Annotated in this window: 3 protein-coding genes and 1 pseudogene; 1 reads left to right on the top strand and 3 read right to left on the bottom strand. The window is 59.6% G+C overall.

Annotation, left to right across the window (positions count from 1 at the left end; translation table 11 throughout):
- Nucleotides 1-294 precede the first annotated feature (294 nt).
- Genes HGO40_RS16860 through HGO40_RS16870 form a run of 3 tightly spaced genes read right to left on the bottom strand, consistent with a single transcriptional unit; the run spans nucleotide 295 to nucleotide 10,092 of the window.
- On the bottom strand, nucleotides 295-930 hold the full coding sequence (locus HGO40_RS16860) for an SMI1/KNR4 family protein (RefSeq protein ID WP_250963930.1): 636 nt from the start codon (nucleotides 928-930) through the stop codon (nucleotides 295-297).
- Nucleotides 931-933: 3 nt separating this feature from the next.
- Complete coding sequence (locus HGO40_RS16865) at nucleotides 934-8,361, bottom strand: two-partner secretion domain-containing protein (RefSeq protein WP_250963931.1); 7,428 nt, start codon at nucleotides 8,359-8,361, stop codon at nucleotides 934-936.
- A 24-nt stretch (nucleotides 8,362-8,385) separates the two neighbouring features.
- Nucleotides 8,386-10,092 (bottom strand): ShlB/FhaC/HecB family hemolysin secretion/activation protein, encoded by a 1,707-nt coding sequence (locus HGO40_RS16870; protein WP_284739142.1) that lies wholly within the window; start codon nucleotides 10,090-10,092, stop codon nucleotides 8,386-8,388.
- A gap of 692 nt (nucleotides 10,093-10,784) precedes the next feature.
- Between HGO40_RS16870 and katG the strand changes: the two are divergent.
- A pseudogene (gene katG / locus HGO40_RS16875) lies at nucleotides 10,785-13,049 on the top strand (catalase/peroxidase HPI).
- The last annotated feature ends 11 nt before the right edge of the window (nucleotides 13,050-13,060 follow it).

A 13,060-nucleotide genomic window follows, 5' to 3' on the forward strand; every position in this document is an offset into this window, starting at 1 on the left:
CCGCTCGTTACTTCGAGTAATTTCCCAAAGCGCTGCCGAACGATCGAGCCCGGCGCTCCTGCCGTCATGCAGCATCTCCTCATTGGCTGGAATCTCATCCGCCAGCTGTCATGTTACTTACAACAACCTGTTGGGTTGTTCCGTCAATACTGTCCGAACTCTTTGCTCCGAGCCGTATCGAGGTTGGTGTAATAGTCCCTGAGGGATAGGCAATCCGCTAGGGTGGCATTCAAATCCTTCCCTTTTGAGTCGATTTTCAATTCTATTCAGCCCCTTTCACCCCACTTCTAACAATTAATCTTTAACACTGAATTTAATCTGAGCACCATCTGGCAGGTCTCTGATTTGACTAGCTATATCAGCTCTAAGCTTCATCCCTTCCACAGCATCAGCCAAATACAAATTATCCAGCACGAACTCACCGCCAAGCACAAAAGGCACTTTTGGCAACAGACGCTTCCCCGCAGGAATTTGACCATTCTGCTTTTGCCATTGATTCGCCAGCGGATGCCCTGTAAGCACATCAAAATCCACGAGAATACTTTTTGCCCAGCTTTCAACATCGTCAGCCAAGTACTCTAGCGAACCTGTTTCCGGGTCAAAAATATAGATTTTGCCATCTTTAAAACAGAACTGCCCACCAAAAACATCCTCAGCAAAAAAAAGACATCCATCGGCCATACCTTTGTAGCCGCTGCGCCACAGAGCATCCGAATTCCAGTCATAAACTCCTATTTCTTGCTGATTAGAGTGTGTTGGAAATACGTGCAAAGCGCTTTCGAAAGCATAAAAACCGTTACGCCTGCGCAGCATTCCAAAAAACTGATCAGCTAATGTACCTAGCAACCCATGCGATAGATCTAATATTTTTGGTTCATGCTCGCTCAAAGATGAACTTGCGTTCGATAGTAAGGTATCCAAGCTAGTCATATTTTAATCCACCACATCTATTCGAATCTTCGTTCCGTTTGGCAGCTCTCTGCATTGAGCACCAATACAAGCGCCAGCCCCACGATTATCGCTAGGGTTGATATGTTTCACTGAAGAGCCTTGACCACCTTCTTGAAACATTGCAGGCGGATATTCATCACGATCAAGGCCTGGTTTGGTTTCAACACCCCGCAAAGAGTCACGTCTACGTGATGCTGCATTCGCGCGATCTATGGTCAGAGTACCAGGCTTACCCGCCTCAATAGCATCCTCGATGTGTTGCGCTGACTCAGGAAAGCGGCTTTTACTGACTGTCACAGTCTTTTCAGCATCGCTCCCAGCGGCACCGACACCTTTTGTTCCATCCTTTCCTACAACCCCAACCTTAACCCCGGTTGTACCACCCTTACCCCCAGCCGTCGACGAGAACAGCCCCCGGTCCTGACTCAATCCATCCGCCGCAAGCTCCGTCAGTAAGGCAGCCCCATCGCCTTTATCGGTACGCGTCTTCTCGATGATGCCGGTATTGATGGCCCGCTCGTTACTTCGAGTAATTTCCCAAAGCGCTGCCGAACGATCGAGCCCGGCGCTCCTGCCGTCATACAGCATCTTCTCATTGGCTGGAATCTCATCCACCAACTGCTTCGTCACCTGCAAACAGCTAGCCGGGTTATTCCGGCAGTACTGTCCGAACTCTTTGTTCCGAGTCGTATCAAGGTTGTTGTAATAGTCCCTAACGGATTGGCAATCCGCTGGGGAGGCGCAGGTGTTGAGCTTCTGTTCTCTTTCGACCAGTTCGGCATGGAACAGATAGTTGAATTCCGTCGCTTTCTTGGCGATCGTCGAACCTGTATTCAGGTCGCCATCGACCGCAGCCGCTGCCAGAAGCCCCGTCAGTTGCGACAGCATCAGTTGCAGATCTTTGTTTTCACCCGCCACCTTGGCCATGCCAGGAATCAGCGCTTCATTCAAACCGGCGGCAACCGCACCGGTCTTGAAGTCGCTGCCCGTCAGCTCAGCCAGCAGGCCACCCATGATCGCGTGGGCAACAATTTTCTGTGGGCCGCCATCGGGGAACTTGATGGTATCGCCCACCCAGTTGAAGCCGGTCGCCATCGCCACATTGCCGGCCTCTCCCAGCAGGGCAGCATTGAAATTGCTGCCAAAGCTGCCACCACCGATCGCGGTGGAGATACTGCTGGAGATCACTGCTTGCCCGGTTGTGCGGATTGCAGTGTCAGTCGCGGTGTTCCAACGGAAGATATCCTTGCAGGAATTACTCGCGCTCGATGCCGACCCTGCCGACCCCGCCGAGCCCGTCGACGGCTCGACGCCTTGAGTGGTCGTGCTGGAGCTGTCGGTACTACTAAACCATTCTTGGTCCGCGTATGCGGATGCATAGGCGGTAAAACCGGCAATCGCCGCACTTTTCAGGCTATCGGCGCTGACTGTTTCCTTCAGCGCAAGTCCCAGGTTGCCTTTGTTCTCAATGGTGCTTGTAACCGCCGTGGTGCTCAGGCTGGTGGCGACCGCGAGATTGGTGCCCGACAGTCCGAAACCTGCCGGCCCCATGATGAACGACATCAAAATCGCGATGGCGATCTTGGCCCCGGCTCCCAGACCGGAGTTGTCATACTTGAAGCTGTCGTGGATTTCCTTCACCTGGCGCCAGTCAATGTCGCCACGCGCCTGGGCCTCTTTCATCCAGGCCAGTTCCGGTTCAGCCTTCACCATTGCATCGATGGTTTGGCTGACGCTCTGCTGATCCACTTGTTTGACATCGATGCGTAGCCCATCGACGGCCTTGATCACCAACTTTCCTTGGGCAACCAGAGCACTCTGGCGCAAGGTTTCGTCGGTTCGCCCCTCGCCTTTCATCTTGTACCAGGCCAGGTCGCTTTTGCTCTTGGTATGGCTCTCGTCGTGGAAGTCCTTGACCCCTTCGAAGGTGATGCGCCCGCCGCTGTCGATGATCAGGTCGTTGCCGCTTTGCAGCTTCGCCACTTGATAGGTCTGATCGCCACCGCTGACCAATATCAGGTCGCCCCCGGTGCTGATCTCGCTTCCGACATGGGTGAGTTGCGTCACCTCATCGCGTCGTGCGGCTTTGCTGCCCCAGCTCCCCTTTTTCTTCATGTCATACAGCGAGTAATCACGATTCTGCTCAGCCAGCAGACTCAGCTGCTTACCCGCCACCAGATACGCCTCGTTACCCGCCGCAATCTTGCTCGCGACCATCAACAGATCATTGCGCGCAGCAACCCTTACATCCCCTCCGGCATCGAGGGTGGTCGCCTGCTGCGAGACATGGTCTTCTTCCTTGTTGATCTTCTTGCCGCTGCGCTTGTAGCGGTACTCGCTGGAATTCTCGTTCGCCGCCGAGATCAGGGCGACCTCGTTGCCGCTCAGGTTGATATCGCCTTTGGCTTGGAGATGGCTGGCGACCACGGTCAGGTTGTTGCCGGCGGTGACGCTCAGGTCGCCGCCCGCCTTGACTTCACTGGCGTGCTGAACGGTCTGGCTCTGCTCCCAGAAGTGGCGTTTGTCCTGACGCATCGAGCCGCTTTCTTCGCGAGCCGCGGAGATGACAACGTCTTTGCCCGCACTCAAATCCGCGGTGTTGCCCGCCGTGATCGCGCCGCCCACGTTGAGCAGATCGCCCGCAGCACGCAGGGTGAGGTTGTTGCCGGCCTCGATGCGCGCGGCGTTGTCGACAACGGAGGTTTTCGAACTGAAGCCCTTGCCGCTGTTCTCAAGGGTGGTGATGGTCCGGTCGTTGCGGATGTCGCCGGTCAAGGTCGAGAGCTCGACGTCCTTGCCTTTGAGGATGCCGCCTTGCATGTTGACCAGGTCTTTGCCCGCGACCAACTTGAGCCGCTCGCCAGCCTCGGCCAGGCGCGTGTTGATCAGATTGTTCCCGGCTGCCGCCGAGAGGTTCTCGCTGGCACGCAGCGTCCCGGCGTTCTTCAGGTCGGTGCCCGCCATCAGGGTGAGGTTCTTGCCCTGGATCAACGCGCCATCGGCCATCAGCCGGTTGTTGGCCTGTGCCAGGTAGAGCACCGGCACCAGGACATGTTGGCCATTGACGACTTGGTCTTCCATCCAGACGATGTCGTGGGTCAGCGCGGCGACTTGTTGCGACGTCAGGGTCACGCCAAGGGCCAGGTTCAGTTGTTCCTTGCTGGCGATGGCGTTGTTCATCAGGTACTTGAACATGCCTTCGTCGCTGGTCTGTCCGGCTATGACACGCTGCCCAGTGCGGGCCAGCACCGCCTGTTGGATCAGGCGTTGTTCATACAAACCATCGCCCAGGCGCTTCCAGCTGGTGTCGGGGTCATAACCCAGGTTTCCCAGCAAGTAGTCCGAGCTCATGAACTTCCTGAGGTCGGTCAGCGCGGGGTTGGTTTCAATCAGGTATTTGGGGCCGGAGATGACCCGGCTGGCGTCGGAGCCCTGGACGGTGGCCCGGCTCTGCTCGTGGCTGTCTTGCGCGGCGGCCGCGCTGTCGACGACACGGAACAAACCATTCTCGCCAGTCGGCAAGGTGATCCCGGGCATGGTGGGCGGGTTGACTTGTTGTTGGGCCAGAGCCGGCGGTACCTGCGGGTTGAGCACCACGACCGCTGGCTGTGCGGCGCTGGCCACATCGGTGGCCGCTGACTTGGTGGCGCCCGCCAGCGGTGCCTGGAACTGCACGATGCTACTGTTCTCCAGGCGCTGCGTAGCCTGGATGCTGATGTTGCCGCCCGATTGAACAACCGACGGCGCCAGCGACTCCCCTGGCGTTACGATCGTGATATCACCCACCTGGCGGAAACGGTGCAACGCATCGACCGGCAGTGGTTTCGGGTTGGCCTGGGCGTTGTAGGGAACGATGACCCTGCTGCGGACACGCTCGTCGGTGCCATCGGTGACCCGGCCGGTGTTCCAGGTCCGCGTCCTGACGCTGGTGCCGGAAGCAGCGCCAACGTTGGCGAAGTTGTCGGCGGTAATCAGCAGGTCGGAAGCCGAGGCCATCACGCTGTATTGGTTGGTCACCGCAGAGCCATCAACAGTCAGCTTCGCCCCACTCATCAACGTGGCACTGGCCGAGTCTTCAAGCACTGCGCTTTGGTAGGTCTCCCGGGCTATATAGTCGACGTTGTGGTGGTCACCACCGCAGTCATAGCATTTGACGCTGATGGAGCCCGACACCAGCTCATCGGTGGTAGAGAAGACGTCCTTGCGATTGATCAGGGTGTCGCTGCGCAGCGACATGTCCATTGCCGATTCAAGGGTGCCGGAGATGTTCTCCAGCAGCACGCTGCGAGCGATGCCATCTTGAGCTGCAACACTCAGTGCCCCCAGACTGTAGACGTCCGCATGATAGTTGGTGAAGCGGTTGAAGCGCAGGGCCATGTCCGCGCCGCTGAAGATCAGGCCGCGATCGTTACGGGCCTCGTTGGCAGCCAGTTCGACGGTGTCGGCGCCACCCAGCGTGCCCGTATTGACCAGGCTCGTGGCGGCCAGGGAGAACTTGCCACCGCCAGTGATCCGGCCGGCATTATTCAGCGCACCGAGACTGGTGATGGTGGTCATGCCACCGCCGGCCAGGCGCGAGCCGCTGGAGAGATCGAGGCTGGCGGCGCTCAGATCGAATTGATCGACACTGCTGAGGCGGCCGTTTTCGGTGCCGACATAAGCGCCGGTCAGCTTAAGATCCAAATCAACGTCGCTGCTGATGATGCCCGCGTTATTCCAGGTGCCGCCCGTGGCCAGCAGGCTTTGCACCGCGATCAACTTGCCGCTACTGGTCTGATTGAGCTGGCCCACCTTCAGGTTCAGGACATTGGCTTGGATATCCGAGCTGTTGTCCCAACGCGCCGCGTCGACGGTCAGGGTGCCTGAGGTCATCAGGCTGCCGCCGATGTTGCTGAACCTGGCGAGGTCCACAGCTAAAGTGCCGGTGCCCACATGACGAACATTGCCGCCAGCATTGTTGAAGCCTGCCATCTGCAAGGACAGATTCTGGGTGGCCGCTTCAATGACGCCGCCCTGGTTGTCCAGCAGTTGATCAACCGTTAGCGTCGCGGTCCCCAGCTTGCCCACCGAGCGCAACTTGCCGCCCTGGTTATCAACTGACGCAGCACGGACCAGCAGGCCATTGGAGCCATCCACCAGACCGCGCTGGTTGTTCAGAGCCCCGGTCAAACCGAAATCAATGGCGTTTGCCGCTGCGCGTCCGTCGCTGTTGTCCAGATTCTGAGCACGGACAGTCAGGGCCTGTTTGGCGAGCACTGCACCGTTGCGGTTTTCAAGCGTGGCGGTGGTGATATCAACGTCATCGGACAAAGCCGAAACCTGCCCGCCATTATTGAGCACCGCTTGTTTCGCATCGAGATCGACGGACTGTGCCTGGATCAAGCCAGCTGCGTCTGCCGAGGCAAGCGACTCGCCGTTATCCAACACTTTGTCCAACGTGGCTTTCAGCCAACCGCCGACACTGGCAAGAACACCGCCACGGTTATCGAGACTGCTCGCCTCGATATCCACGTTCCCGGCCTGGGTGATGGCGCTGCCATCCTGGTTGAGGAAATCCCCGGTGATATCGACGTTCAGGTCACCTTGGCTGAGCAGACTGCCTTTGGTGTTATCGAGACCGCCGCCGCTGATCGTCAGTCCCTGCTCAGTACTGATGATCGCCTCGCTGTTATTGAGCAGTTGCTGGTAAGCGGTCAGGCTCATCGCCTTGACCGAGGCGATATAACCATCGTCGCTGTTGTTGATGCGGTCTGCGGTCAGGGTCAGTTTCCCCTGGCTGACCAATTTGCCATCCTGCTGGTTGAAGCTTTTCAGCGTGGCAACGAGATCACCCTGGCTGGTGATTTGTCCTGCGCTATTTTCAACATTGCCGCCCCTAAGGGTCAGTGCCGCGTCGGAGGCAATCTTGCCGCCGCTGTTATCCAGGGTTTTCGCTTCGAGCTTCAGGAAGTCGTTGCTGCTGATGATGCCAGCGCTGTTCTTCAGCGCCCCGGCGACCAGGGTCTGCTCGCCGTTGCTGGCGATGATCCCTTTATCATAGTTATCCAACGCCCCAGTGGCCGATGCTTGAATTTTGCCTTGGCTGACAAGCGTGCCGGCGCGGTTATCGATGTCCTTGCTGTTCAGCGTCAGGCTCTTGCCGGCGGAAAAAGTACCGCCGCGATTGTCGAGGGTCTGCGTGGTCGTGGCTTTCAAGTCGCGACTGGCGATGACACTCTTCCCGCGGTTGTCGATATTCGCCGCGGTCAGCACGACATCGCCAACCTGGTTGCGGGTGTTATCGACGTTGACGCCCGCTTCAATGATGCCGAGGTTGTTGAGCTGGCCGTCGGTGGTCAGCGTGACCTTCTCGCGCGCCGCGATGGCGCGCTGGTTGCTGAGAGCGCCCTTGGTCGTCGCCTGGACATGGCTGCCGGCATAGATCGTCCCTTGGGCGTCCAGGCTTTGAGCCTTGATCTCGACGGCGCCTGCCGCCGTGGTCTGCGCCAGGCTCAAATGACCATTGGCATCGAGTTGAATATCCCCGCCACTGGCAACCATCTTGCCGTCCAGCTTCACCCCGACACCCGCTTCGGTGCCCACCAACTTGATCGCCCCGGCATACATGCCGCCCACCGCCGAGGAGTCGATGGCCAACTCCGGTTTGGCGCTGCCCTCATCGGCAGGGGCAGTGGCATTCAGGGTATTGGCATTAACATCATTGCGCCCGGCCACGATGGTCAGGTTCTTCGCCTGGATCTCGGCGTTGATCTTGGCGCTGCGAGTAATGATTTCGAAGCGGTCAACGTTGTTCGCATTCAGGCCCGCGCCTTCAATCGCAACGCTGCCCTGGTCCACCTGATAGCGACCCACCTGGCCGTTTTCGATGATCGGTTTGCCCGTGGTCAGGGTCGCCTTCGGTGTGTTGATGAAACCGCAGCCATTGCAAGGGATGCCGTAGGGATTGGCGACGATCACATGGGCCGACTGCCCCGCCACTTCGGTGTAGCCGCGCAATTGGCTCGGGTTGCCGCCGTTGACTTCGTTGAGGATGACCTTCGCGGCCGTACCCTTGAGGTTCGGGTTGCCAAGGATGATCCCGCCCAGTTGCGTGGACTGGGCGGGGTTGGTGGCGTTGTTGAGAATCACGCCGTTGCTGCCGACGTTGTAGTCCTTGAATTGGTTGTGGGACAGACCACTGCCGTTGGGCTTGGCGATGTTGACCACCGGCACGCCATTGCCGGCCTGGCCGAGGCTGGTGCCCGGCGCGCTGACCACGATGCCACCCGCCTGGGCCCACATCGGTTGCCAGAACATGACGTTGACCAGCAGGAACGCCAGGCCACGCTTGGGCATGCCCCAGAAGGCGTCGCGGGTTTTCAGGGCAGCAGAAGGCTGGCGGGCCAGGAAGGCGTATTGGCGGTCGTCCATGATCAGGTCTCGTTGCAGCAAAAATTAGATGGATACATCCAAGCGGAAATAGATCGGCGCTTCGCGCTCGGTCAGGGCATCCGGGCGTTCCAGGGAATGGGCGAAGGTGACGCTGGCGTTCAGGTGTTCACCACGGGCGAACAACTCCAGCGAATTGCTCGACATGCGCCCGTGCTCGTCGCCGTTGTAGCGATTACCGCGAATCACGCCCTGGTCATAACCAAGGCTGGTGCCGTATTCAGCGAACACCGGGCGCATCCACTCCAGTGTCACCGGACGACTCCAGCGCAGGTCGTTGCGCCAGTAGCCGCCGCTGTCGCCGGACAATGTCTGGTCCTTGTAGCCACGAATCGACGACAGGCCACCCAGGCTCATGCGCTGCGGGCTGAACAGCACGTCTTCGCTGCGCTGGCCGGTCATCAGGCTGCTGAAGCTGAAGGATTCGCCACCCAGTTCAAAGGGTTGCAGGTAGCTGAGGGTGGCGGTGTATTTGCGATAGCGTGCATCCGGCAGCCCAGGCCCCAGCTCGTGATCGCCCTGGGCATCGAGGGCGCCAATACCTTGTTGCAGGCCCAGGTCGAGGTTGACGAAGGCATTGCCAATCCGCCGTCCATGGTTGATGCCGAACTGCGCCTCGCTGATGCGATTGCTGCTCCCGGCGAGCTTGCTGTCGGCGACGAAGTTGTTGGTACGCAGGTACGCCAGGCCCGTGTTGAGGGAGGTCTTGCTCACCGCATCGCGATGGACCACCCGTTCCAGGCGCACCTGGTGGTTCTGGCTGTCGCCGCTCTGCTTGAAGTTGAAGCCGTTGGCCTGGCCCACGGCGCGGTACTCGCTCTGGCTGTAGGTGTAGCTCAGGTTCCACCAGCCAAACGGCAAGTTGTAATAGAGCATGCCGTTGCGCGAGGTTTTCTGGTGATCGCTGACGGCATCGTGGCCGCCGCGCAAGGCCAGTTGGTCAGCCAGGCCCAGGGGACTGTCCCAGTCCAGGGAGGCGCCCCATTGCTGCTCGCCGGTGCTTTTCTGCCCATCGTTATGCCGTGACAGGCCGGCGCGCCAAGGTTTTTGCGGGGTGTTGTTGACCCGCACTTCGCTGCCGCCGATGTTCTGCCCCGGCGTCAGTTCCATTTGTGCACGGTTGGACGGCAAACGGTTCAGTTGATCGACCATCTGCTCCATTTCACGCAGGTTGAGCAGTTCGCCGGTTTTGCCGGGAAACGCCATCGCCAACTCGCGCTCCGACAGCTTACTGTTCTCGGCACCTTTCAATCCTTCCAGGCGACCCTCGACCACCAGCACTTGCAGGTGACCGCTGGACAGGTCCTGTTGCGGCAAGTAGGCGCGACTGGTGACCAGGCCTTTTTCCAGGTAATGGTCGGTGATGACTTTGAGCAACTGGTTAAGCTGCGGCACGCCCAGGCACTGGTTGAGAAAGGGCTTGAGCAGGCGCTGGCGCTCGCTTTCGGACAGGGCGTCGGCGCCCTTGAGCTCTATGGTCTTGATCGGGAAACAACGGGTATCGACAGGTGCCGTGGGCTGGGCCGGCTTCGCCTCCTTGCCAGGCAGGTCCTTGAGTTCTTCAAGACGTCGGCGCTGCTCTTCGAGCAGACGGTCCTGACGCTCACGGATCAGGTCCGTATCGCCGGGGGTTGGCGCGGCGACGGCAATGTTCATCGCTAGAAAACACAGCGACGCGACGACTAGCCTCGTCCCTAAGGCAAATACGGACATGTTCGATCCCTCGAAACAGAAATGACAGCAGGCATGCACAGCCATGCGCGCACACCAGACCCTGCATATCGCCTTCGGTTCAAGAGAGCGGAAACTTTCTATGCAAAAAAGAGAGGCGTCTCACAGACAGCGTCGACAATCACAGGGGAAAAAGACTTCTGTAAGGCACGAGCAGGTTCGCAACACTGTTCATTTAAGGCAGCGAAAATCCGTGGCGAGGGAGCATGCTCCCGCGCGGTTGCGCAGCGGCCGCAACATTGTGGGGCCCCTTCGCGGCCCAGCGAGAGCAAGCTCCCTCGCCACGGGTTCATCACTTTCTTAAGTGAATGGCTTCGACCTTGGTACGCACAGTGATGCGTTTTATCGGTTGACCGTTCCCATCATCTGCCTCACCGCTTGGCCTCGTTAAAAGATTGACCCTATCGAGCGTTAATACTGCGCCTATTAGCTATCTGGCAAAGGGGAACTAGCCTGAATTCAGGCTGGTGCAATCCGGCCCGTGAAACCTGACAAAGAGATACGAAGCGCTCAGAAACGTATTGGGCTTGTCGTGGGCCATTTAGCCGTGTCGCCACACACGATCAGTTGAGCGAACTGTGAGCCCTGCGCCCTGTGTCATTTATTTCGCCTGTCGCTATCCGAAGCCCGGCCGGGCTGGATAGCTGGATGAATACGACCAAAGGTAGCTTCCCATGGCAAACGAATCGAAATGCCCGTTCAATCACGCCGCTGGCGGTGGCACGACGAACCGCGACTGGTGGCCGAACCAACTGAATCTGAAGATCCTGCACCAGCATTCCTCGCTGTCCGACCCCATGGGCGAGGATTTCAACTATGCCCAAGCGTTCAAGCGCCTGGACTTCCAGGCCTTGAAACAAGACCTCAATGCACTGATGACCCACTCGCAAGACTGGTGGCCGGCGGACTTCGGCCACTATGGGCCGCTGTTTGTCCGCATGGCCTGGCACAGTGCAGGCACCTACCGCACCGGTGACGGACGCGGTGGGGCGGGTTCCGGCCAGCAGCGGTTTGCGCCGCTCAACAGCTGGCCCGACAACGTCAGCCTCGACAAGGCACGCCGGCTGCTGTGGCCGATCAAGCAGAAGTATGGTCGCAACATTTCCTGGGCCGACCTGATCGTCCTCACAGGTAACGTCGCGCTGGAGTCCATGGGCTTCAAGACCTTCGGTTTTTCCGGTGGCCGCGCCGACGTCTGGGAGCCCGATGAAGACGTCTACTGGGGTTCCGAAAACAAATGGCTGGGGGGCGATGTTCGCTACGGCAAGCCCGACAAAGCCGCCATGCAGGTTCCCGGCGAAGGCCAATTGGTCGCCGAGCCTGGCAACGAAGAAAGCCGCACTGACGACGGACGCAATCTGGAGAACCCGCTGGCCGCCGTGCAGATGGGGCTGATCTACGTCAACCCGGAGGGCCCCGAGGGCCAGCCGGACCCGGTCGCCGCCGGGCTGGACATCCGCGAAACCTTCGGCCGCATGGCGATGAACGACGAAGAAACCGTGGCACTGATTGCCGGCGGCCCCGCCTTCGGCAAGACCCACGGCGCGGGACCTGCGGATAATGTCGGTGCCGAGCCCGAAGCCGCCGGCCTGGTGCTGCATGGCCTGGGCTGGAAGAGCACCTTCGGCACCGGCAAAGGCGCCGACACCATCACCAGCGGCCTGGAAGTCACCTGGACCACCACGCCCACCCGCTGGAGCAACAACTACCTGGAGAACCTGTTCGGCTTCGAGTGGGAACTGACCAAGAGCCCGGCCGGCGCGCACCAATGGACGCCAAAAAACGGTGCGGGCGCGGGCATCATTCCCGATGCCCACGACCCGGCCAAACGGCGCAACCCAACGATGCTGACCACCGACCTGGCACTGCGCTTCGACCCGATCTACGAAAAAATCTCCCGGCGCTTCCTGGAAAACCCGGAGCAACTGTCCGACGCCTTTGCCCGCGCCTGGTTCAAGCTGATCCACCGCGACATGGGCCCGCTCTCACGCTACCTCGGCCCGGAACTGCCCAACGAAGAACTGCTGTGGCAAGACCCTATTCCCGCGGTCAACCATCCGCTGGTCGACGACAGCGACGTCGCCGCCCTGAAAGGCAAGCTGTTGGCCTCGGGTCTCACGGTTTCACAGCTGGTGTCTACGGCATGGGCTGCGGCTTCCACCTTCCGCGGCTCCGACAAACGCGGAGGCGCCAATGGAGGCCGCCTACGCCTGGCCCCGCAGAAGGATTGGCCAGTCAACCAGCCTGAGCAACTGGCCCAAGTGCTGGCGATCCTCGACAAGGTCCGGAGCGCGTTCAACGCCGCTCAATCCGACGGCAAGAAAATCTCCCTGGCGGACCTGATCGTGCTGGCCGGCAGCGCCGGTGTTGAACAGGCGGCGAAAAATGCCGGGCTCAGCGTGACGGTTCCGTTCGCACCGGGGCGCATGGACGCAAGCCAGGAGCAGACGGACGTCGAGTCGTTCGGTTTTCTCGAGCCCCTCGCCGATGCTTTTCGCACCTACCTCCAGGGGCGGTACCGCGTGGCTGCCGAGGCGCTGCTGATCGACTAGGCACAACTGCTGACCCTCAGCGCCCCGCAAATGACGGCGCTGATCGGCGGTCTGCGGGTACTGGATACTAACGTCGGCCATACGGCGCACGGTGTCTTTACCCACCGGCCAGGGACGTTGAGCAATGACTTTTTCGTCAACCTGCTGGACATGGGGGTGGAATGGAAACCACTCTCTGACACTCAGGAAACCTTTGAGGCCCGCGACCGCGAGACCGGCCAGGTCAAATGGACCGGCACCCGTGTCGACCTGGTCTTCGGCTCCAACGCCCAGCTACGGGCCTTGGCCGAAGTCTATGCCAGCGCGGATGCGCAAGAGCTGTTCGTCAACGACTTCATCGCGGCGTGGGTCAAGGTGATGAACCTGGATCGGTTTGATCTCAGGTGAAAAGTGTCGGA

The organism is Pseudomonas sp. CG7, assembly GCF_023701885.1.
GTDB lineage: Bacteria > Pseudomonadota > Gammaproteobacteria > Pseudomonadales > Pseudomonadaceae > Aquipseudomonas > Aquipseudomonas zanjanensis.

Coding starts and splice junctions, on each gene's coding strand:
- HGO40_RS16860 (WP_250963930.1), bottom strand. CDS start 930: ATGACTAGCTTGGATACCTTACTATCGAACGCAAGTTCATCTTTGAGC.
- HGO40_RS16865 (WP_250963931.1), bottom strand. CDS start 8,361: ATGGACGACCGCCAATACGCCTTCCTGGCCCGCCAGCCTTCTGCTGCC.
- HGO40_RS16870 (WP_284739142.1), bottom strand. CDS start 10,092: ATGTCCGTATTTGCCTTAGGGACGAGGCTAGTCGTCGCGTCGCTGTGT.